General features: G+C 64.1%; 22 protein-coding genes. 7 read left to right on the forward strand and 15 right to left on the reverse strand.

From position 1 onward, the window contains the following. Nucleotides 1-263: 263 nt before the first annotated feature. On the reverse strand, nt 264-959 hold the full coding sequence (locus tag NJT13_RS03775) for a CPBP family intramembrane glutamic endopeptidase (protein ID WP_254524152.1): 696 nt from the start codon (nt 957-959) through the stop codon (nt 264-266). 115 nt (nt 960-1,074) lie between these two features. Beyond that, nucleotides 1,075-1,446 carry a DUF192 domain-containing protein gene (locus NJT13_RS03780; protein ID WP_254524153.1) on the reverse strand — a complete coding sequence of 124 codons (372 nt, stop codon included), beginning with the start codon at nt 1,444-1,446 and terminating at the stop codon, nt 1,075-1,077. Between NJT13_RS03780 and NJT13_RS03785 the strand changes: the two genes are divergently transcribed. Continuing rightward, nucleotides 1,331-1,930, forward strand: coding sequence for a hypothetical protein (locus NJT13_RS03785; protein ID WP_254525492.1), 600 nt, complete (start codon nt 1,331-1,333; stop codon nt 1,928-1,930). The two genes, NJT13_RS03780 and NJT13_RS03785, sit on opposite strands and share 116 nt — an antisense overlap. Before the next feature lie 294 nt (nt 1,931-2,224). Here NJT13_RS03785 and NJT13_RS03790 read toward each other — a convergent pair whose 3' ends face one another. Beyond that, complete coding sequence (locus NJT13_RS03790; protein ID WP_425499780.1) at nt 2,225-4,696, reverse strand: methyl-accepting chemotaxis protein; 2,472 nt, start codon at nt 4,694-4,696, stop codon at nt 2,225-2,227. Nucleotides 4,697-4,825: 129 nt separating this feature from the next. On the opposite strand from NJT13_RS03790, the gene NJT13_RS03795 reads away from it, so the two are divergent. Next, nucleotides 4,826-5,353 carry a DUF7097 family protein gene (locus NJT13_RS03795; protein WP_254524155.1) on the forward strand — a complete coding sequence of 176 codons (528 nt, stop codon included), beginning with the start codon at nt 4,826-4,828 and terminating at the stop codon, nt 5,351-5,353. A 96-nt stretch (nt 5,354-5,449) separates the two neighbouring features. On the opposite strand, the gene NJT13_RS03800 is transcribed toward NJT13_RS03795, so the two are convergent. The 3 genes from NJT13_RS03800 to NJT13_RS03810 all read right to left on the reverse strand — a co-directional run bounded on the left by NJT13_RS03800 (nt 5,450) and on the right by NJT13_RS03810 (nt 8,555). Further along, the gene (locus NJT13_RS03800) at nt 5,450-6,391 is read right to left on the reverse strand and encodes an SDR family oxidoreductase (protein WP_254524156.1); all 942 of its coding nucleotides are present in this window, start codon (nt 6,389-6,391) and stop codon (nt 5,450-5,452) included. A gap of 373 nt (nt 6,392-6,764) precedes the next feature. Continuing rightward, the gene (locus NJT13_RS03805) at nt 6,765-7,556 is read right to left on the reverse strand and encodes an endonuclease V (RefSeq protein ID WP_254524157.1); all 792 of its coding nucleotides are present in this window, start codon (nt 7,554-7,556) and stop codon (nt 6,765-6,767) included. 75 nt (nt 7,557-7,631) lie between these two features. Beyond that, nucleotides 7,632-8,555, reverse strand: a complete 924-nt coding sequence (locus tag NJT13_RS03810) for a rhomboid family intramembrane serine protease (protein WP_254524158.1) — start codon at nt 8,553-8,555, stop codon at nt 7,632-7,634. A gap of 157 nt (nt 8,556-8,712) precedes the next feature. Between NJT13_RS03810 and NJT13_RS03815 the strand changes: the two genes are divergently transcribed. Genes NJT13_RS03815 through NJT13_RS03825 form a run of 3 tightly spaced genes read left to right on the forward strand, consistent with a single transcriptional unit; the run spans nt 8,713 to nt 11,446 of the window. Then, complete coding sequence (locus NJT13_RS03815; RefSeq protein ID WP_254524160.1) at nt 8,713-9,153, forward strand: DUF5788 family protein; 441 nt, start codon at nt 8,713-8,715, stop codon at nt 9,151-9,153. After that, complete coding sequence (gene polX, locus NJT13_RS03820; protein ID WP_254524162.1) at nt 9,150-10,901, forward strand: DNA polymerase/3'-5' exonuclease PolX; 1,752 nt, start codon at nt 9,150-9,152, stop codon at nt 10,899-10,901. Before NJT13_RS03815 ends, polX begins: the two co-directional genes overlap by 4 nt. Before the next feature lie 53 nt (nt 10,902-10,954). Beyond that, a complete protein-coding gene (locus NJT13_RS03825) occupies nt 10,955-11,446 on the forward strand; it encodes a Mut7-C RNAse domain-containing protein (RefSeq protein ID WP_254524163.1) in 492 nt (163 codons plus the stop codon). A gap of 6 nt (nt 11,447-11,452) precedes the next feature. Here the strand turns inward: NJT13_RS03825 and NJT13_RS03830 are convergent, their stop codons facing one another. From NJT13_RS03830 to NJT13_RS03840, 3 genes are all read right to left on the reverse strand, one after another. Beyond that, nucleotides 11,453-12,676 (reverse strand): mandelate racemase/muconate lactonizing enzyme family protein, encoded by a 1,224-nt coding sequence (locus tag NJT13_RS03830; RefSeq protein WP_254524165.1) that lies wholly within the window; start codon nt 12,674-12,676, stop codon nt 11,453-11,455. A gap of 208 nt (nt 12,677-12,884) precedes the next feature. Next, nucleotides 12,885-13,637, reverse strand: a complete 753-nt coding sequence (locus NJT13_RS03835; RefSeq protein ID WP_254525376.1) for a PHP domain-containing protein — start codon at nt 13,635-13,637, stop codon at nt 12,885-12,887. An 84-nt stretch (nt 13,638-13,721) separates the two neighbouring features. Continuing rightward, nucleotides 13,722-14,102 (reverse strand): hypothetical protein, encoded by a 381-nt coding sequence (locus tag NJT13_RS03840; protein WP_254524166.1) that lies wholly within the window; start codon nt 14,100-14,102, stop codon nt 13,722-13,724. A gap of 110 nt (nt 14,103-14,212) precedes the next feature. Here NJT13_RS03840 and NJT13_RS03845 point away from each other — a divergent pair, with 110 nt between their 5' ends. Next, nucleotides 14,213-14,500, forward strand: coding sequence for a DUF7565 family protein (locus NJT13_RS03845; RefSeq protein WP_254524167.1), 288 nt, complete (start codon nt 14,213-14,215; stop codon nt 14,498-14,500). A gap of 21 nt (nt 14,501-14,521) precedes the next feature. Here the strand turns inward: NJT13_RS03845 and NJT13_RS03850 are convergent, their stop codons facing one another. From NJT13_RS03850 to NJT13_RS03875, 6 genes are all read right to left on the reverse strand, one after another. After that, nucleotides 14,522-15,331, reverse strand: a complete 810-nt coding sequence (locus tag NJT13_RS03850; RefSeq protein WP_254524169.1) for an alpha/beta hydrolase — start codon at nt 15,329-15,331, stop codon at nt 14,522-14,524. Nucleotides 15,332-15,806: 475 nt separating this feature from the next. Beyond that, nucleotides 15,807-16,244 (reverse strand): transcription elongation factor Spt5, encoded by a 438-nt coding sequence (locus NJT13_RS03855; protein ID WP_179259903.1) that lies wholly within the window; start codon nt 16,242-16,244, stop codon nt 15,807-15,809. Next, entirely contained in the window at nt 16,244-16,423 is a 180-nt protein-coding gene (locus NJT13_RS03860) for a protein translocase SEC61 complex subunit gamma (RefSeq protein ID WP_254524170.1), read from the reverse strand. The genes NJT13_RS03855 and NJT13_RS03860 overlap by 1 nt, the downstream gene beginning before the upstream one ends. Before the next feature lie 341 nt (nt 16,424-16,764). Continuing rightward, nucleotides 16,765-17,913: a S1C family serine protease gene (locus NJT13_RS03865; protein WP_254524171.1), complete on the reverse strand. Its 1,149-nt coding sequence runs from the start codon at nt 17,911-17,913 to the stop codon at nt 16,765-16,767. Nucleotides 17,914-18,006: 93 nt separating this feature from the next. Next, on the reverse strand, nt 18,007-18,660 hold the full coding sequence (locus tag NJT13_RS03870; RefSeq protein WP_254524172.1) for a bifunctional 4-hydroxy-2-oxoglutarate aldolase/2-dehydro-3-deoxy-phosphogluconate aldolase: 654 nt from the start codon (nt 18,658-18,660) through the stop codon (nt 18,007-18,009). A 171-nt stretch (nt 18,661-18,831) separates the two neighbouring features. Further along, on the reverse strand, nt 18,832-19,890 hold the full coding sequence (locus tag NJT13_RS03875) for a TrmB family transcriptional regulator (protein WP_254524174.1): 1,059 nt from the start codon (nt 19,888-19,890) through the stop codon (nt 18,832-18,834). Between the two features lie 216 nt (nt 19,891-20,106). On the opposite strand from NJT13_RS03875, the gene NJT13_RS03880 reads away from it, so the two are divergent. Next, a complete protein-coding gene (locus NJT13_RS03880; protein WP_254524175.1) occupies nt 20,107-22,146 on the forward strand; it encodes a DUF7997 domain-containing protein in 2,040 nt (679 codons plus the stop codon). Nucleotides 22,147-22,188: the final 42 nt, after the last annotated feature.

Below are 22,188 nucleotides of genomic sequence, written 5' to 3' on the forward strand. Positions count from 1 at the left end.
AGTTGCGGTTACTGCGGTTACGTTCGTCGGAGAATTTCACGCCCAGCCGGGTCGCCCCGACTTCCTCTATCCTCATCGGATGGCGTCTGACGTGCCATTGTATCTCGGTACAATGGAACACGCTGTCTTAAACCCGACGGTTCCGGACCACGTACGCCGGGTCACTGACAGGGCGACCGGACACGACGGAGAGCCACGAGACGGCCTCGCAAGTTCGATTCGCCCACCGCAATCAAATCGGTCTCCGCACCAGGCAGACGGAATCACGACAACGCGACGGCGACGAGACTCGCCGATGAGACGGTATTGAGCAGCACGTGCGTTACTGTGCTGCTCGCAGTCCCCCATCGATGACGAACGACGCCGAAGAGGAGTCCGAGCGTCAGCAACGTCGTCAGACGGACCACCGACAGATCGACGACCACGTGTTTGAGCGCGAACAAAACCGCCGTCACCCCGATCCCGGCCGCAACACCCCACTCGTCGACGAGTTCGGTCTGGACGATCCCCCGCCAGACCTGTTCCTCCGCGATGGGGGCGAGGACCCCGTTCCCGACGAGAAAGAGAATCGGAAGTGCAGGGTTGGCTTCGAACGCTGCCGTCAGTCCGTCGCTGACGGCCGCACCGGCTTCGTCGAGGCCGAACAACATCGCGTCGACCTGCGAGGTACCGGCTATCAACACGAATCCGAAGACCGCCGCGAGCACACCCAGTCCGAGGTTTCGCGGTGCCCAGTCCCATCCCCACGTCTCACGGTTCCGTCCCTGCTCGAGAGCGTACCAGGTGAGAACACCCGCGATCAGCGGAAATCCGACCGCGAGCACGAGGTAGTCCACCAACAGCGGATCGAAGCCGGCCGTCGCGGCGCCACGGCCGAGGCCCCGCCGCAGCGCGACCTCGAGAACGATCCAGCCGGTGACGACGACCGCAGCGACGGGAACCGGGTTCGATCGTTCCATAGGCCGTCATCATTCCGACACTATATGTGTATTGCTAATCGATGTGACGTGTTTCCCGTTCCGTCGCGTCCGTCACGCTGGTCGAACCGGTGAAGCGTCCCGATTCGAGCCGTTTTCAGTCGTCCCCGAGAACGAGCCGGTCACCCGGCTCGACGTCGGCAGCGGCGCCGGCCGGGAGTTCGACGATCAGATCGGCACGTTCGCGGGCGAAGCTTCGCCACGGGTGCAGCCGCTCGACGCGCTGGACGACGTCGTCGACGACCCAGACGGCATCGATTGGAACGAAAACGAACAGCATGTGGAGGTCGCGTGTCTTCGCCGACCCGAACGGAAACACCAGCGCGTACTCGGTCGGCAGTGATCGGCGGAACATGAGCCCTCGCGTCCGGCTCACGAGCGAGTCGGCTATTTCGACCCTCCGGGCCAGAACGGTCGCCTTCGCGTCGAAACGGGAATCCTCGGTGGCCGGCTCGTGGACGAGTCGCACGGCCTCGAGTCCGAAGGCGGAGCGCAAAAACCTTCTCGCCGGATCCGGGGCCCTGTCGGTCGAGGCCGAAGATGATGCGGAGCAAAATGATGGGGACGATACGCCACCAGAGTCAACAAACGAGGAATCGACCGACGAAGAATCGACCGGCGAGGAACCAGTTCTCAGGGACATTTCGTTAAAGACCGCTGACGTTAGCGAAGGGACGGAACTTCGACTCACCGTTCGTGCCGAATCGAACGTCACTGTAAGCTGGCTTCATATCAGCCTCGAAGGACCAAACGGGAATATTCGAGGTGGAGGTCAAAGTTGGGAGTTCACCGAGGCCGAGAGAGATATTTGGGAAACTGAATGGACCTATACCGTCTCGGACGAAGCGGCGAGCGGTGAGTACTACTTCTCTCGAATCCACGTCGAGAACGAAGCAAATCTGGAATCGGATCCGTGGCCCGACGAACCGAATACGACTATCGACAATTCCTGAAATTCCTCCGTCCTCGCCCAAGACGCCTCGTCAAACCGAACAGCGTCATCGTTGGATCTGGTCGAAATCTCGAGTTTGATCGCCATCCGCTTTGTATTCGGAACGCTGTTTGTATCAACCGAAGAGAATTTCAACGGAGCCGTGCCATCGTGTTCTGCGACGCTACCGATCGGGGCGCAACAAAGGAGAGCACCGAAGTGCGAGCGATCACACGACTGCTTCGATACCTCGTCTGTCTCGCCCGTTCCGTCCGAATCGGAAAGAATGGCGTCACTGGGTCGGAGAGAACGGATGCTACTGCCAGCTACCCCCGAACGAGAACGTCTCTTCGTGCCCGTCGGACTCGTTCCGTCCGCCGTCGCGGTCGGACGATCCGGACCCGTCGCCGTCGGCTGTCGGCTCGGTCGTTGTCGCGGGCGAGCCGACGTCCGCAGCCTTCGCGTCGGTATCGGTTTCGAATCGATCGAGCGCCTCGGAGAGCGTCACTGCCTGTTGAGAGAGGTCGTCCGCCGATTTCGACACCGCCGTCAATGCGGACGTCTGTTCTTCCGCCGACGCGGCGACGGTTTCGGCCTCGGCGGTCGTCTCTTCTGCGATCGTCGAAACCTCGTCCACCATCGCAACGACCTCCTGTGTCGATTCGGCCTGTTCTTCCGTCGCGGTCGAAATCGACTGGATCCCGTTGTTGGTCTCCTGTGCATACTCCGAAATTTCCTCGAGCGAGGAGACGGTCTCCACGACGAGGTCGTGGACGCGTTCGATCTTCCGACTCGTGTTTCCGACCTCCGTTGCCGACCGCTGGGTCTGGTCCTGAATCCGCTCGAGACGGGTCCCGATCTCCTCGGTGGTATCTTTGACGTCCTGAGAGAGCTCTTTGACTTCGGCGGCGACCGCGGCGAATCCCCCGTCGTCGGCGGTCGATGCGGATCTGGACGCCTCGATATTCGCGTTCAGCGCGAGCATGTTTGTTTGCTCCGCGATTTCGGCAATCCGCTCGGTGAGGTCGTCGATCTGGCCCACTTCGGTTCGGAGTTGCTGGAACTCCTCGACGACTGCATCTCGCTCCGCTTCCAGGTTTCGGCAGGCTTCGATAGCCTCCCCGGCAGCGTCGTGGCCTTCGCGACTGGTTCGAACGGTCCGTTCCGCGACGTCGGCGACGTCGTTCGAGGTCGCAGCGATCTCTTCGGTCGTCGTCGAGAGATTGTTCATCTCCATGTCGACCGAGCGGAGCGCCTCGTACTGATCGTCCGCACCGTTCGATATCTCCTGAATCGATTCGCTGACCTGCTCGCTCGCGGTTTTTACTTCTTCGCTCGAAGCGGTGACTTCCTCGCTGGCGGTCGCGACGTCCCTGGCGAACCGACTGATGCGCTCGACGGTCTCCTCGAGTTCGGTGAGCATCTCGTTGAAGTCGCCGGCGATGGCTCGCATGGTTTCGTTGTCCGACGTATCGGGGTCCATCCGAACGGTGAGATCGCCATCCGCAGCCGCACCCATCACGTCGCCGTACGACGACGCCGCCCGCTGGAGGTCGTCGTTGATCTGTTGGACGCGTTCGCGTTCGCGTTCGGCCTCCGTCCGGGCGGCCTCGATCTCGGTGATCTTTCGCTTCAGTTCGTCCCGCATCGATGCGAACCCGTCGTACAGCCGACCGATGTTGTCGATTCGGTCGGTCTCGACCTCGGCCTCGAGGTTTCCGCGTTCCATCTCACCGACGGCGCTCGTCAATCGATCTATCGATACTGCCGTGTTTCGGCCCAGCCAGGCGCCGAACAGACCGATCAGGAGCACGACACCGATCGTGACTGCGGTCCCGAACCGATTGACCGTGTTGACGAAGCCGAGTGCCTCAGCTTCGGTCGTATGGACGAGAACGACCGACCCGTCGGTGGTCGTGTGATACCCCACGACGTACCCGTCCGGGGCGAAGTTGTACGGCTTCTTCCCGAGCGTCGGACTCGGTTTGGCGCTGATCCTCGCTGCGTCAGGTCCATCGTTCGCACGCGCGGTTTCGAGGATGCCGTTTGGATCCTCGTACTGCTCGAAGAACGTCACCGACTCGTTTCCGTCTTCGTAACCGAGGTAGGTGTCGTCGCCGACGATTCGTCCCTTCTCGTCGACGATAGTCACGACAGTGTCCGAGTCCGTACTCGAGAGCACGTCGGTCGATCGAGTCGCGAGGTTGAACGTTATCACGAGCGCACGATCGCTGTCCTCGCCGCCGACGCCGATGTAGTAGGAGACGACGGGACGAACGTCGAACGCGAGTCCCGTCTCGTCAGGCATCGCGTACGGGTCGGTTCGGTAGACGTCGAAGGCCGAGATATCGTCGTCGAGGTCGCTCGCGTTCGGGAACTCGAGTTCGTCGAGCGTCTCCGCATCGGTATCGACACCCCTGCGTATTTCACCGGACGCGGTGTCGACGTAGAGCGCGTTCATCCTCGCATCAGGAAGGTCCTGATAGGTGTCGCGGACGTACATCTCGATCGCCGTCTCGTTCCCGGATTCGAAGACAGGAGCGTCGGAGGCTGATGCGACGATCTGGGCGTTTCGTTCGTGGTAGTTGTCGATCGCCTGTGCCTCCCGAACTGCAGTGTCTTCCTGATCGTCCAGCACGGTCGACTCGACGCTCTCGGTGAGTGCTGCGGTCGCTACGAGACCCAGCGAACCGACCAGGATACCCAGTACGAGCAGCACGATACCGAATTTGAGGGCGTATCTCTCTCGTATGGATGTTGGTACCAGTTGTCTTAGACTCCCCACCATACTACATGACTGAAATCGTACTTTTTATCTCTTACGAATTATCACATCATATATTATCGGAAGTGATTCTCGAGGCGCCGGCGTGCTCACAGCATTCAAACCCGTTCGACCCGAACTCGGAACCCGGGCATGGAGAAAACGCCACGGGGGACCTCGGTCGGCGTCGACGATCCGTACGAGTTCGCCGGCGTCTGTGACTACCTCACCGGTGAGGGTCGCTGTCGCTACGCCTTCGACAACTACGGACACGACCCGGAGTTCGCTCGCGAGCGCGCGACGGACGACTACGACTGTCCCGTCGTCGACCCCGAATCCGACTGGTCGTGGGCCGACTGCCCGCACTTTCGCTCGCGCAACCGCGATCGCGAGTGCGCCCGCTGCGGACTCGAGGAAAAACGAATGGCCCACGACGACGAACAGCCGCTGCTCGAGGAACACCACCTCTCCTACGCGCGGGACGGCGAGACGCTCTCCCACGAGATCACGATCTATCTCTGCCGATGGTGTCACGCGAACGTCCACAACTCGTGGGCGCGGATCACCGACGACGCCGCGCCCGTTCCGGAAGCGATCGCCGCACTCGAGGAGCGTCGGGGCCGCGAACAGTCGGAACTCGGGTTCGAGACGGCCGCGGATCGGTACGACTCGGACGAGTGAGGAACCGCCACCGCCTCGGGCGACTGATTCGATGGAGTGCGAGAGCGGGATCGGGAGCGAGAGCGGGCCAGAGGCCCGCGACTCGGGACTCGAGACTTACGCGAGCTTTTTCAAAATCCCGTAGACTGCATCGCGAAGCCGATCGGGAAGGTAGCGAGCGTAGAGTCCGTACTGCGCCAGCGGCCCGACCGGGTACCGCGCCGGCGGGTCGGGGCTGGTCGCGGCCTCGAGAATCGCGTCGGCGACGTCCTCGGGATCGGACGCGAACGGACCACCGGCTCCGCTGCCGATCAGTTCGGCGTCGTCGTACAGTTCGTACAGCGACTCGTAGGCCGGCGTTCGGTCTTCGTCGGGGAGTTCGTCGTCGGCCCGGTCCGAGAAGTTCGTCTCGACCGGCCCGGGTTCGACGACGACGACGTCGATGCCGAACTCCTCGACTTCGCCCCGGAGAGAGTCGCTCATCGCCTCGAGGGCGTGTTTCGACCCTGCATAGGCCCCCGCACCGGGAATCGAAATTCGCCCGATCACGCTCGAGACGTTGACGATCCGGCCCTCACCCTGGGCTCGCATGTGGGGCACGGCAGCACGAGTGAGCCGGTGGGGGCCGTAGACGTTGACGTCGAACTGTCTGTGGAGATCGACCGTGGCGACGTCCTCGAGCGGCCCCATCTGGGCGTAGCCGGCGTTGTTGACCACGCAGTCGAGCGCCCCCGCAATGTCGACGGTCTCCTCGACGGCCCGCGCCACGCCCTCCGGTTCGGTGACGTCCAGCGCGAGCGTCTCGCAGCCCGCCTCCGCGAGCGACTCGATGTCGTCGACGTTTCGCGCCGTCGCGAACACCTGCCACTCGTCGTCGAGGAAGGCTCGAGCCGTCGCGCGTCCGATCCCCGACGAACAGCCGGTGATGAGGACCGATTTCTTGCGCGTGTATCGGTCCGAATCGCTCCGGCTGGTCGCCTTGCGATCGCTGTCGTCTTCCACGACGGTCCCGTCCGGCCCGTCATCGGCTGTCCTGTCGACGTCCTCAGCGGTGGCCATACGTGACCGGTTCGAGAGACGATACCTAAGTATCGACGGTTTATCCCGATGATGGTACGTTCCGGATTTGGGTACGACTCGATTGTGGGATCACCTCGCTCGAGCGGAATTCGAGTGCGTGAGCGTCTGGTTCGTTGCAGTTCGTGATCACCTCGCTCGCTGCAGCACGCACCCCGAAAGCCCCCGGTTGGCTCGAGTCCCAGGGCTCGCTGCGCTCCTCGGTCACTCGCGTCGCTCGTTCCCAGCGGTGCGTGCGTCGCCCGGGTTCCTCGGGCCAGCCGGCCCCTTTCATTCCCACCCGTCGCGGACGGTCGGTCGGCGGGCTGTGATCAGTGGTTGGCCGAGGAACTGTGGGCTGTGGACGCGAGACGGCTCACCCGTCGAGTAATTTCTTGGCTTCGTCGGCGTACTGATCCGCCAATCGGATCGGCTCCGGGAGCTTGTACGACGAGGTCAGTTCGAGAACCACGTCGGTCGCCGTCTCGGGGCCCACGCGGTGGCCCGAACTGACGTACACCGGGTTGATGTACCGGTTCGGCGAATCGTACTGGCGCGTCTGGACGGCGTAGCCGATGCAGGTGCCGTCGGGCGCGTCGACCCGCGAGTTCGCGTCGATGGGGACCCTCGAGCCCTCAAGTAACTCGTCGATATCCTCCCGCGGCGTCCCACAGAGGAGGCTCTTCGCGACGCCGATACTTGGCACGTCCCGAACGACCCCCATGTGGGTCGCGATCCCGGCCTGTCGGAAGTGGATCCGGCCGTTTCCGTCGAAGAGAAGCAGATCCGGCTCGACGGACAACTCCTCGAGCGCCGCGAGGATCGGGCCGCCCTCGCGGAACGAGAGGAGACCGGGGATGTAAGGGATCTCGAGGGGGGTCACCGCGTGGACGCGTTCGATCACCTCGCCGCCGCGCATGGCGACGACGGCGCTCAGGGCGCGGTCCTGGTCTCCGTCCTCGTTCGTGAGAAACGACTGGTCGACGCCGGCGACGACCGGCGGCTCGGTTCCGGTAGCCGCGGCCTCAAGCGGGTTCGAAATCGCGGCGGGGTCGAACGCGAAGTCGTCCGCGAAGACGGCGGCCGAGGCGATCTCGCGCTGGAGGGCTTCCATCTCCTCGCGGGAGAGACCGGGGTCGGGGACGAGGTCTGGGCGCGGGGTACTCATCGGGTTGCTCGAGGTAGACGGCGCGGGAAAATCAGTTGCGGGGTTTCGACGGCATCGGCGGGTGTGGGCGTGCGCTCAGAACCGGCGGCGACCGCCGGGGCCGCCTGGTCCTCCGGGGCCTCCGGGACCACCGCCGAACTCGAGGCTGCTCGGTGCGCCGATGTTCCGATTATTCTTGACGTACTGGCCGTAGGCGAGGCCGATCACGAGGCCCACGAGGTGGGCCATGTGGGCGATGTTACCGCCTCCGCCGCCCGCCAAGAAGAAGACGCTGAAGAGCGCGTACCCGGCCGTAAGCAACCAGATCGGGACCGGAAGCAAAAAGTAGAGATACACTTTGAGGCCCGGATTCAGAACCGTCAGGACGCCGAGTATGGCGAGAGCCGCACCGCTGGCGCCGAGAACGGCGGTCGGATCACCCTGGGCAGCCGAGATCAACACCTGTCCAAGCCCAGCGAGTACGCCACTGACGATGAACAGGATCGCGAAGTTCCGCGAGCCGACGTAGCGCTCGACGAGCGGCCCGAAGAAGAATATCACGATACTGTTCCCGACGATGTGCATGAAATTGCCCGGGCTGTGGGCAAAGATGGACGTGACCCACGTCCAGACGTACTCGACGTTCCACGACGTCAGGAGGAACAAGGACTCGTAGAGGGACGAAGATGCGAATATCCCGACGATCAGTTGCGCGAGGAACGTCAGCCACATCAACGCGAGGAACGTGTACGTCATGTTCCCGCGGAAGTACGCGAGCGGTCCACCCGCACCGGTATTTATCGGGATCTTACTCGCGAGACTCGAGACTCTCGATGTACTTCCGCTGTCGACGCTATCGTCGAACCCGCTGTCGAAGACGCCCTTCGGGTCGTTCCAGTTCTGGAGCCCGGAGCAGTCGTGGTTCTCGGGGAGTCGATGGTCCGCACAGTAGGTACCACCACAGTGCCGACAGTTGTACGGCATATTTTCGTTCTTCCCACACACGTCGCACTTTGCCATTGACCGGGGGTATGTGCGGAGTAGCTAAGGGATTTGGGGTTCGGGTGCTCACCTCGAGACGCCTTCGGCACCGCTCCGTCGTCGTTTGCCTCCCGGTTCGATGCCGAACGTCCCGACGAACTGCACATTTTTGCCTCCCCGTCTCCCATATCGAGGCGTGCAAGAGTACGAGCGAAAGCAACTGCTCGAGCGGGTCGAGCGCGAGGGCGCGACCGTCGGCGCGGACATCCCGGAGACGATCACGGTCCAGGGGGAGGAGATCGACCTCCGGACGTTCGTCTTCGAGATCAAGCGCCGCGAGACGGTTCCCTCCGGCGAGCGCGACCGCGTCGAGCAGGCGAAAAAGAACCTTCGGCGCGAACGCCTCGAGCGACTCGACCTGATCGAGGAGGGCGAGATCAGCCGCGAGGAGGGCGAAGACCTCGCCGCGAGCATCATCGGGATCGATCGCGCGCTGAACGCCCTCGAGAGCCTGGGCCCGACGGACCTAGAGCGCGAGCAGAAGGTCCAGCAGGCCCAGGACCGCAAGCGCTGGATGTCGTTCCTGAAGAAAGCGCTCGGGCAGGACGACGACGCCGCCGCGCGGAGGCGACGATGACGACGAACGCCGAACTGGCCGCCCGATTCGAGGAGTTCGCCGACCTGCTCGAGGCCGACGACGTCGAGTACAAGCCCCGCGCGTACCGGCGCGCGGCGGAGAACGTCCGCGCCTTTCCGTCGCCGATCGCCGACCGCGTCGCGGCGGGCGACCACGAGGCCGTCGAGAACATCGAGGGCGTCGGCGACGCGATCTCCTCGAAGATAATCGAGTACGTCGAGACCGGCGAGATCGAGGAACTCGAGGAACTGCGGGCCGAACTGCCGATCGACATGGCCGACATCACTCGGATCGAAGGTGTCGGTCCCAAGACCGCCGGCAAACTCTATCGGGAACTCGGCGTGCAGACGTTAGACGACCTCGAGGCGGCCGCCGAAGCCGGGGAGGTACAGTCGGTCAAAGGGTTCGGGCCGAAGACGGAAGAGAACATCCTCGGCAACCTCGAGTTCGCTCGTACCGTCGGGCAGCGCCAGTTGCTCGGCGAGGCGCGTCCGCTCGCGGACGACGTCCTTTCGTTTCTCGAGTCGATCGAGGGAGTCGAGCGCTGCGAGGTCGCGGGGTCGATCCGCCGGTGGCGCGAGACGATCGGCGACGTGGACGTCCTCGCGTCGACGACCGACAACGAGGCGGTGATCGAGGAGTTCGTCGCCTGGGACTCGGTCGACGACGAGATCGAATCCGGGCCGGAGAAGGCCAGCGTCCGCGTCGGCGAAATTCGGGTCGACCTGCGCGTCGTCGTCCCCGAGGAGTTCGGCTCCGCGCTGCAGTACTTCACCGGGAGCAAGGACCACAACGTCAGCCTGCGGAACTACGCGATCGACCGCGGAATGAAGTTGAACGAGTACGGGGCGTTCGACGTCAGCGAGATCGACGATCCCGATGCCGGACAGCGCGTCGGCGAGCGGGTCGCGGGCGAAACCGAGGAAGGGATGTACGACGCACTCGGACTGCCGTGGATGCCGCCCGAACTTCGCGAGAATCGAGGTGAGATCGCCGCCGCGGAGAACGGCGACCTCCCGAACTTGATTACGCGTGAGGACGTCCGCGGCGACTTGCACACCCACACGGAGTGGTCCGACGGCAACAACACGATCTCCGAAATGGTCGCGGCCGCCGCGGAGCGCGGCTACGACTACTACGGGATCGCCGATCACGCGGAGGGCCCCGGCGTCGTCGGGGGAATGGGGCTCTCGGACGAAGAGATCGTAGAGCAGGTCGACGCGATCCGCGACGTCGACGCCGAAACCGGGATCGCGGTCTTCGCCGGAATCGAGGCGAACGTCGACGCCGACGGCGAGATCGGCCTCTCCGACGAGGTGATCGACGCGCTGGACGTGATCGTCGCGTCGCCCCACAGCGCGCTCGATCAGGACGCAGAAACCGCCACCGAGCGTCTCGTCCGCGCCGTCGAGAACCCGGCGATCGACGTGCTCGGTCACCCGAGCGGCCGCTTGCTCAACCAGCGCTCCGGACTCGATTACGACGTGACGGCACTCGCACGCGCCGCCGCCGAACACGAGACCGCCCTCGAGGTCAACAGCGATCCCCGCCGACTCGATCTCTGGGGCAGTGCCGTTCAGGCCGCCCTCGAGGAAGGCGCGAAGATCGCGATCGATACCGACTCCCACCAGCCGTCGACGCTCGAGTACATTCGCTGGGGCGTCCACACTGCGCGGCGCGGCTGGGCCGAGCCTGGCGACGTGATAAACACCTGGAACGAAGAGCGGATCGTCGAGTTCCTCCACTGAGGCGACCGATCTCGTTCATCGCCCGACAGCCATCCACGACCCTCAATCACCTCATGAAACTCCTCGTCGACGTCATGTGCGGCGGTGTCGTCTCGTACCTGCGGATGTGTAACCACGACACCGTCTACGCAGGCGATCGCGGACTCGAGGCCGACGACGACGTGCTCGCCGTCGCTCGCCACGAGGGCCGGACGGTCCTCACGCGCGATACGACGCTCGCGGGCCGTGCGAACGAGTCGATCCTGCTCGAGTCACGGGACGTCACGGACCAGCTCGCGGAACTCGCCGCGGCGGGGATCGATCTCGCGCTCGCGAGCGAACCGGCGTTCTGCGGGCGGTGTAACGGGCCGCTCGAACGAGTCGATCCGACGGCCGCGACGCCGGAGTACGCGCCGAACCCGGCGGAACTCGAGGTGTGGCGCTGTCGCGACTGCGACCAGCACTTCTGGCGGGGCAGTCACTGGGACCGGGTCGCGGAGACGCTCTCCGCGGTCACCGAATCGTCTCCCGAGTCCGATCCCGGAGGTCGGTCGGACGAGCCCTAGCGCGACTCAATCGAATCCGTCGGTCCCGGGCAGCAGGTGCTCATCGACGACCGTTTCGTCCAGTTCGATACCGAGGCCCGGTTCCGTCGGCACCTCGACGAACCCGTCCTCGATGAGCGGTTCCTCGCGGGCGAGCAACTCGTCCCACCAGTCCACCTCGAGCGCGTGATACTCGAGCACGTCGGCGTTGGGGACGGCCGCACAGAGGTGTACGCACGCCATCGTCCCCACGGGGCTACAGACGTTGTGCGGTGAGAACGGAATGTAGCGCTCCTCTGCGCGGTCGGCGACGCGCTTCGACTCAGCGAGGCCGCCACACGTCGTCGGATCCGGCGTAATCACGTCGACCGCGTAGTCCTCGAGCAGTTCGGTCAGTTCGTGGACGCGGAATCTGTTCTCACCGGTGGCAAGCGGCGTCGCCGTCCGACGGGCAACCTCGCGCTGAGCCCCGGTCTCTTCCGGCGGCACGACGTCTTCGAGCCACAGCAGATCGTACGGCTCGAGCGCTCGCGCCAGGCGGGTTGCGCTCTCGACGGTGTAATCCCAGTGACAATCGAAGGCGAGATCGATCTCGTCGCCGATCGCTTCGCGGACGGCGTCGACGACCGCGACCTTGTGCGAGAGCGCCGCGTTCGACAGGCGGCCGTTGTACGGATCCGGGTCGTTGTCACTCGCCATGTCGAGATCGAACTTGATCGCGTCGAAGCCCATGTCCACGACCCGCTCGGCCTCGGCGGCGTACGCCGACGGCGTGTACGCGTCCGCGTCGCCGTACTCCGTGAAGCCGCCCTCGTCGACCGAGTACGCTTCGCCCGCGTGGCAGTCGCAGTAGATTCGGACCCGGTCGCGGTACCGAGAGCCGAGAAGCTGGTACACCGGCACATCGAGAAGTTTACCGGCGGCGTCCCACAGCGCGATTTCGATACCCGATGCGGCGGTGACGACCTTTCCCGTCGTCCCCCCGTGTCCCGACATCTCCTGGACGATGTATCGGAACAACCGCTCGACGTCCAGCGGGTTTTCGCCGACGAGAAATCGGTTCGCGTACTCGACGAGTTCCGGGACGCCGCCGCCGCGATACGCTTCGCCGATGCCCGTGACACCGGCGTCGGTGTGGACCTTCACGAGATTCCACTCGAAGTTCCCCTCGACGACTGCCGCTTCGAGACCGGTAATTTCGACGTCCTGGCCTGGTGGACGATCCGTCGCGTGATTGGAAAAGTCTCTCACCGCGAACCAACTCCGGTGGTCCCTCCCGAACCGATCGGCTGCCAGTTCCTGACGGTCATGCTCCACCGTTCTCCCACCCCGTGTAAAACGATATCGTCAGCCAGACCGCGTCGGATGGACGGCCCCGACGGCCCAGAACCGCGGAGACAGAGCGAACCCCTCGAGCCGACTCCCGCGTTCGGGTATCGCATCCCGAGTGACGCGTCGATCAGTAGACAGCGACGTCGTCGAATCGCCCGTCGTAGGCGATGTGCTGTGGGTGGGTCGGCTCCGTTCCCGAAAGAAACAGCCGATCGACTTTCTTCCACGTATTCTCGTAGACGAGGTGGCCGAGTTCCGTCGCGGTCGTTCGCCATCGCTCGAGGCCGTTCTCGTAGACGACCGTACGTGCCACCCCATCCTTGAGCGCCGTTGTGAAATCGGCCTCGGTTTCGAAAGCCGTCTCGAATGCGGTGTGAGCCACGCCGACAGAACGCGGGAGGTGGGCGTACGACGACGTAAAGGGCGGCATCGAAAGCGTCTCGGCGAGACCGCGTGCGCGGCGGTTGTGCGACGGCAGATGTTTCGGGTTGAAAATCTCGACCGCGTCGATAGTCTCCGCGTGCGCACGCAGATCGGATTCGCCGAGACTCACGGTTGCGAACGTCGGATGCGGAACGAGCACCGCCGCATCCTGCCGATCGAACTCGGCCATCGCCGCCTCGAGCGGGATGAAATCCGGCACCGGTTCCTCGAGGCCGATCGCGAGGACGTGACGTCGATTCCGCCACGATCCGGTAAAGACCTCGCGAGCGGGGATCACGAGCAGGTCGTCGGTCGAGTAGGCCGCTGCACGCTCGCGGATCTCCGGGAGACGGGTGAAGTGAGGGGCGTAGACGATCGCGTCGAGGCCGGCCCTGGTTGCCCGTTCGACCACGCGGTCGGTGAGCACTTTCACGTGACAGTCGACCCGGTGCGTCACTCCGTCGGTCACGAGGCTTACTTTCGGGACAGTCGAGTTATGAATTCTGGTTTGCCGGCCATTCGACGGTGGCCTTGATCGTGTCTACGATCGGGACCACCGGTTCGTCCCGATCGATCGAAATGAACAGGCCGTCGTCGCCGACGTACACCTGAGGATCTTCAGTATGTCCATCGCAGTCGTGATGTACTCGACGCGCTCGGCGTCCGGAAACAGCGTGTTCCGAAAGAGTTTGATCTGCATGAAATCCATGTGGACGTTCGTGTGGATCGTCTCGAAGTGATCGAGCATCGCATCGCGACTCTCGTACATCGAGAGGGTGTCCGCGTCGAGAAACAGCGGTCGAAACGACGCCGTGTTGTATTCGCAAAACGCGTACAATGGTCCGGATACGGTTTCCTGAACGGCTCGGCGCACCGCATCAGCATCGAAGGACACCAGTTCGGTCCTGCTAGTCGCCGGCATTGCGTCCGCATTGGGATCCGACCGCCGAAGGTTTATCGGCACATGTATACGGGCCGACGAACTCGGCGGCGAAAGGATAATTATGGCTGCGCGTAGAACTCCGTCATCGTATGGCCTGGGAATGCGGAATCGACGGCTGCGGATCGGTATTCGAGGACGTCGAATCGGCCGTCGTCCATCAGGCGACGGAACACCAGCGCCGCGAGTGCGAAGTCTGCGGGACCATCGTCCCGGACGGCTACCTCGCAATTCGCCACTCCTTTACCGAGCACAGCCGTGCCGAGTACGTCCGCGCCTACGGCGCCAGCTCCGAGGCGGTCCGAGAGCGCGAAGCGTTACTCGAGGAGATCGAATCGGTCGCAGACATGCAGGCGATCGCGGCTGAGCTAAAACGATAACGAACCGTCGAGTTCGTCGGGCTAGTCGTAGTTCTCGAGGATCCGAGAGACACAGCTTCGGCTGCTCTTGTACGCGACGTGGTTCGAGACCGAGGCGCTCACGTCGACGTCCCAGTAGTTCGGCGGCGTCGTGTCTCCGCAAGACGTGGCGCCGCAGGCTGCCGGGCCGCTTCCGAGGCGAGCGATCCCGTCGTTCGTCGAGTAGTAGTTTCGAACCGCCGCCGCCGAGTTTCGGATCGGGTCGTAGAACGGACCGTCTTTACAGGGCCCGTCGGCGACGGCGTACGAGCCGATACTGTCGGCCGTTTCGACCGTGAACGAGCCGTCGATGCCGGCGAGCGTCTCCATCTGGACGATACCCCCCATCGAGTGGCCGAGGATACGAATCGTGGTATCCCGACACTCCGTCGTGTACTCCGCGAGCCACCGGGCGAACGTATCGCCAGTCTCCCTCGCGCTCGCGATGGCCGTCTCGGGGTCGCCGCTGTCGTCCCACGTGACTGCGGTGACGGTTTCGGTGTAGCCGAGTTGTCTGGCCGTGTTCCGGAACCGTTTCGCCGCACTGACGCTCTCGGACGAGGCCGTGTACCCGTGGACGTTGAACACGACTTCGTCCTCTCCCTGGGGCGCGTCCGAGACCGAGGGTCTCCCGTCGCGGAAGTCCAGTTCCACGATCTGGTCGCTATCGGCGGCGACCGGCCCAGATCGAACGCTCAGGCCGGTTCCTGCGACGACTGCCGTCGCCGTCGAGAGCAACAGCCGCCGTCTCGAGACGGTCGGCGATTCGGTCCTAGTCTCCGCAATCGAGTTCGTACAGTCGTCAGCTGTCATTGTGAACCGTTCGCGAGACGAGCGCGAACACACCACGATACATTACCAATGGATATAGTTTTACTTCCCTGTCGGAGAGCTATTTTATGAACCCGGTCGGTGAACGTATCGACCCATCGATTCTCCCCCACGATGTGATAGAATCGCACGAGTACGTGATCCCAGCCGGGGAGCGGACGAAACGGGTGTCGTGACCGTTTCGTCGTCACTCGAGCGTCGCGTTCCCCCAGACCGCGTCCGCTCGGGAACCCGTCGAAACCGCTCTCTACGAACCAAGCCCCCGTTTCGCGAAGGCGGTCGACGGAGACCCGGTCGTCGAAATTCGGCGTGCGACGCTGATCGACGCGGACCGACACGTGCTCGCCGGCCGCCCTCGCACCGCCACAGGACGAGTCAGCACCCGCTCCTCACGACGTATCGTTCGAAACGCAACCGGTGGTCACCCGGCGGGTACACACCGAAAAAACCGGACTCGTTACCGTTCGTCGGAATCCAGCACGCGAATCTGGTCGCCTCGAACCGTCACCGGAATCGGAACCGTCGCCTCGTACAGTTCGACCGTGACCTGATCTTTGCCCTCGTCGATGCGTTGCACCTGCGCTTTCTCTCCCTTGAAGGGGCCGGCGATGAGTTCGACGATGTCCCCCTCGGCGATCCCTTCGACGTCGGGTTTCGGCGAGAGGAAGTGTTCGACCTCCGAGATATCCGACTCCCCGGGAACGATGCTACGCGCGTGCGGTATGTCCTCGAGGACGCGTTCTAACACCGCGTTCCCTTCCGCTTCGACCATGACGTAGGACGTCAGCGAGTCGGGTGCGAGTGCGGCGTGGATCTCCGGTTCTTCGCGATTGATGATCATGTCGGCGACGGTGCGCTCCTGGCTCGCCGTCGTTTTGACAGCGAAGATGCCCATTAAACGCCACCACCGTTGGTCAGTAACACCATGATCGCGCCGATCAGGAACCCGACGAGACCGATCACAATGATACCTGCACCGGCGATTTTCGACACCTGGAGGAACTCCTCGGTAGTGGGTGTCGTCGCCATCTTCAACACCCGGACGTACGAGGTCAGGTCGTACGGAACGTCCATATCTGTCTATTCACAGCGTAGGGTCTTTTATCTGTCTTTCGTGTCCCGCTGTGGTTGCAACCCGTCGTTCGGGGACGGACGGTCGGCGTGACCGTCGAGGCCCCGTGACCGTCCCCGTCGTCGTCGACACACGCACGAGCGACCCGCGCGACCGCCGTTCCCCTCACCTGGCCACTGACGTCCTCGAGCTTCGAACCCGAAACGGGTATCACACGAGGAGGGGAGCCCCACGAAAGCGAGACGTTCGGGGAGCAGTGGCGACACGGAAACGGGACGCGGGGTCAGAACCGTCGAGCAGAGAAATCGGGAGACGCGGGCCGAACTGGGTTCGCCACCGTCTCTCAGGGTCTCGACGCCGGCGGTCGTCTCCCCGGGCCACCGGGGATCGGAATCCGCGGTCCGTCGGAGTCCGGACGTGGGGCGAGCGTCAGATCGACGGTCCGGACGTCGCCATCGCGGACGATCTCGAGTTGGATCGTCTCACCTGGCGAGGTCTCGAGAGCGAGATACGACATCAGCTGTGCTTGATTCGGGATCTCCTGATCGTTGATTGCCACGATCACGTCCCCGCTCGCCGGTTGATCGCTGCGTGCGGGTTGGAGAACGCCATCGGCCGGCGAGTCCGGAACGACTTCGACGACCAGCACGCCGCCCGCCTCTTCGAGACCGACCGCCTCGGCGATGTCCGGGCCGACGGGTCGCACGCCGATTCCCATGTAGGGATGTTCGTACGTCCCGTCTTCGATCAGTGCGGGGACGATCCGGTTCGCGAGCTGCGCCGAGATCGCGAACCCGATCGTCTGGGACGCACCGGCGAAGACGACCCCGAGGACGTCGCCCTCGAGGTTCACCAACGGGCCGCCGCTGTTGCCGGGGTTGACCGACGCGTCGGTCTGAATCGCGGCCGGAACCGAGAAGCCGGACGGGCTGGGAAGCACCCGATCGACGCCGCTGACGATCCCCTGCGATATCGAGGCGTCGAGTCCGAGCGGATTGCCGAGTACGAGGACCTCGCGGCCGATTGCGGGTTCGGAGTCGACGAACGAGAGCCCGGTAACGTCGGGCATATCTTCGACACGGAGGACGGCGAGGTCGGCGTACGCGTCCGTCCCGACGATCGACGCGGTTCGCCACTCCTGATTGCTGAACTGAATCTCGATGCCGCCGTCGGTCGTGCTCTGGATCACGTGGTTGTTGGTCACGACGTGCTGATCGTCGATGACGAATCCGGACCCGAGGCCGCCACCGCCGCCACGACCGCCGCCCGTCCCCGAGACGGTGACCAGTACGACGGACTCGATGGTGTTGCGATACGCCTCGGTGTACGGACTGTCGGTGGAATCGCCGGATCCGTCGCCCTGAACCGCCGCGCTCGAGGCGACACCGGACCCGCCCAGACCGACCGCCGTGGCGATCCCGACCGTTCGGAGCACCTGTCTGCGAGTAGACCGATTTGAGGTCACGCACGTAGCGACCCCGACGAGTACCATAAAACGATAACCAGCACGAGCAGCCTGTCAGACCGCGGCTGATGGCTGTCTATGGCGATCCGTTCGTCGACGGCGATGGCCCTCGCCGCGCCTCTAGTGGTCCCGTGCTGACTCGACCGCCTCGAGAAACGAGGCAGCCGTTTCCCGGACGCGATCGAAGTCACCGGCAGCGACGGCCTCGTCGTCGACGATCGCACCGCCAGCACCGACCGCGACGGCGCCCGCATCGAAGAACGCGTCGACCGTCTCGCGCGAGACGCCGCCCGTGGGAACGATGTCGACGTCTCCGAGCGGTCCCGAGAGCGCACCGATGTGTTCGGGGCCGACCGTCGAGGCGGGGAACAGTTTGAGGAGGTCGGCACCGGCCTCCATCGCGCTCACCGCTTCAGTGGGTGTCATAACCCCCGGTGCGACGAGCGTGCCCAGTCGATTGCAGGTCCGAACGACGTCCGCGTCGGTGTGCGGCGACACGACGAACGATGCCCCCGCGTCGATTACCGACTGTGCAGTCGGCACGTCGAGAACCGTTCCCGCGCCGACGACTGCGTCCGTGTCCGCGAGTTCTCGGTCGACGGCGGCTATCTTCGCTGCCGTATGGGCCCCGTCGGCCGTAATCTCGAGTGCGTCGACACCCGCGTCGTGGATCGCGCGGGCGACCGGGACGATGCGGTCTTCGTCGATGCCACGGAGGACCGCGATGACGCCGCTGTCGACGATCCGCTCTCTCGTTGCGGATTTCGCGGTCATCTGTCGCCACCCACACCGTTTCGGCGGCCGCCGACGGGCGGTACTGGACATCCAGTCATTTCACGAACGATCGTCGTCGCGGAACGTTCCCTCATACGTGGCGTTCGGAGCCCGTGATAAATAAATTTACTCACAACCGAAAAAACAGCTGCCGTTCCGTCGTCTCGCCGTTCACTCCTCTACGGCCCGGATGGTAACCGACTCGGCTTCGAAGTCTTCGAGGAACGCGCCGGTGCCGCCGACGGTGTACCGGTCGCCGTCGACCTCGAGTTCGAACGCGTTCTCGATCGGAAGCGTCGACGTGACCGGTCGAACGAGGCTCTGTCGGACGTTGACGACCTCTCCGGTAAACGACGACGGGATGTCCCGGTCGCCGACCGGCGAGCCGGTGACGGACGCTTCGATTCGGGTGTCAGTTGCACGATGGAGGGCGATCTGAAAGACCGCACTCCGGAATCCGTCGTACGTGCACGGAAGTTCGTTCGGTGTCGTGACGTATCGCTCTTCGGCCGTCGGCCAGTAGTTCGCCAGGAACGAGCCGGCGAGGACGGGAACCAGCTGGTCCTGAGAGAGGGCGATCGCCCGCGTGTCGCTCGTGGACGTCGTCAGTATCTGACTGGGTGCGAGCAGCCCGTGGTGGCCGTCGACAGTCACCATCGTCGGCACGAGCGCGTCCCACGTGCGAACGGTACTGGCCGAGCCGGCAAGCGACGCGATGTCCTGATCGCCCTCCGTCGCACCGAGCAGGAGGAGGACGAGAACTCCCCGTTCGACCGTCGCCTCGAGCGTCGAGCGGATTCGCGGGAGGACGGCCGCCGGCAACGAGAGGGTCACTTCCGTTTCGGCACCGGCGAGCATGCTCTCGATTCGTTTGAGCACCGTCTGCCGTGACTTGATCACCTCGAACTGTTCGCCGGAGCGCTCGGTCGACGTGTACCGCGTCTGGAGTTCCGGTTCGATCTCTTCGACGCTTTCGGTGAGTCGTTCGACGACGGTTTCTGGCTGGACCGGGCGAATCACGGTCGGCACCGAGTGATCGTCGACTTCGACGAAGCCGCGCTTCTCGAGTTCCTCGCTGATGCTGTAGACGTAGCGCTTCGAGACGTCGGCGGCATCGGCTATCGTGCTGGCTTTCGCCTCCCCCTGTTCGAGAATCGCCAGGTACGTGTCAGTCTCCTTCTCCGAGAGGCCGAATCGCTCGAGCAACCCGGCTAGCTCGTCGTCATCCATGAGTATTCGGTACTTCAAAGATTGTAGGCTCGATGTAAAATAAGCTTGGTCTCTCACGTCGATTCGGGGCCCGTACCCGATGTCCTGGTTCAACAGTTCCTTGCCGGAACGGCGTCTTCCTATCGTTTTGCTTTTACGTAACCCGGGCAGCTCGCCAAAAAGTAGGAATAGATTTTTCAACAAAGTTTATTGCTTCGGGAGTGATCTGAGAAAACGATGGAATTACACGGTGCCCTCAACGACTACAAGCGTTCGCAGGGGGACCCACAGCGGTTTCCCGGCGAGCGCAGGTCGACGACGGGACTCTTCTCCGGACTCGACGAACGGCTCGTTCACGTCGCCCCCGATGGATCGGTCAGGGATTACTCGTATCCGCTCTCCGGCCTGGCGGGGATCGACCGGTCCAGATTCGGACTCGCCACAGACGGGGACGTCCACTGGTTCGACGGAGAGGATGGCGATCAGCGATACGTCGAGAACACCGCGATCGTCGAGACGACCCACACCGTCGGCGAATCGACGTGCGTCCAGTACGATGTTACGATCGGTCGGTTCCACCTGACCCACTTCACGCTCGCGGATGGTCCCTCGAGCGACGACGCGAGTATTCACGCGTGTTTTGGATTCGCTCCCGAGGGACGGGCGGGGCGGATCGGCCAACTTTGGCACGGCGACGCCGTCGAGGTTCACCACGACACCGAACACGATTTTCTCGCAGCGTCGACCGGACTGACCGTAACCGGACAGGTTCCCGAACGCTTCGGCGAGCTACTGGCTGCGGAACCGGCCGACTTTCCGCGCTCACAGGCGGACGACCGCTACGAGGAAGCCCGTCTCAGCCCGATCGTGATGACCGAACTGGCGTTGTCCGGGTCCTCGCCGAGCGCGACGATTGCGACGCTGCTTTCGGACGACGGCGACCGAACCGACGCACTCGAGCGCGTCCGGGCCGCCGCGATCGATCACGAAAGCACCGACGCGATACTCGAGGCGGGCCAGGCGCAGGCTCGCGACCGGCTGCTCGCTCCCGATCGCTGCATCGAGGGCGGATTTTCGGACCTCCGTGCGCTCGCGCTGTTGCGCGCGCCGACGGGTGCACGGATGGCCGGCCCCGAGTTCGACCCGTTCTACCGGTACTCCGGTGGGTACGGCTACACCTGGTTCCGCGACGACGCCGAAATCGCCCAGTTTCTGCTGGATGCCGATCTGCGGTTGGGGCTCGGGCTCGAGGAGTGGCACCAAAAGAGCGCTCGCTTCTACGGCGAGACCCAACTGGGGGACGGTACCTGGCCCCATCGCGTCTGGCCACACAACGGCGAACTCGCCCCCGGCTGGGCCCACGGTCGACTGGAAGAAGGCGACTCCGACGAGTACCAGGCGGATCAGTCGGCGAGCGTGGCGTCGTTTCTCGCGACGTACCTCCGGCACGTCGATCCCGCGGACGAACAGGTACGGGAGACGATCGCGGCCGCTCTCGATGGGTTGGACGATTCCCTCGAAGCCGATGGTCTCCCCGGGCAGGTCCAGAACGCCTGGGAGAACATGACGGGCCGCTTCGTTCACACGGCGGCGACGTTTCTCGAGGCGTACACGGCGATCGCTCGAGCGCCGGTCGACGACGCGCTCGCAACGCGAGCGCGAGAACGCGCGCGAGACATCTACGCGGCTCTCGACGACCTCTGGGTAGCCGATCGTGGCGTCTACGCCATGCGGGTAGCCGGCGACGAATTAGACGAGCGACTCGACGGGAGTACGCTCGCGTTGGCCACGGCCCATCTAGAGTACGACGGACTCGTCGGCGTCGACGACGAGCGACTCGACCGCCTCGTGTCACACGTCGAAACGACGCTCGACGGTCTCTATCGGGACCCGGATGGACCGATCGAAGGACTCGCTCGCTTCGAGGGCGATCCCTGGCGAGTCCGCGAACAGGACGCCGAAAAGATCTGGACCGTGACGACGGCGTGGGGCGCTCGCGCCGCCATCGATCTGAGCGAACTCCTGGCGACGAACGACCGCGACGAAGCCGGGGCGTTCGACGAGTACGGTCGAACCCTACTCGCGCTCGTCGGGCCCGGCGGACCGCTCCGGCGACCCGGCGGGTACCTCCCCGAGCAACTGTTCGACGACGGAACGGCGGACAGCGCAACGCCGCTCGGCTGGCCCCACGCGATCAGGCTCGCGACGGCCAGCGCTCTCGAGGCGCCCTCGTCGTCGCTCGCCGATACCGGAGACCACACTCCCGTTCGGGACTGACCGTCAGAGCGCACTCGACGCCTCGAGACCGACGATTTCGGT

Source organism: Natrinema caseinilyticum, assembly GCF_024227435.1.
Lineage (GTDB): Archaea > Halobacteriota > Halobacteria > Halobacteriales > Natrialbaceae > Natrinema > Natrinema caseinilyticum.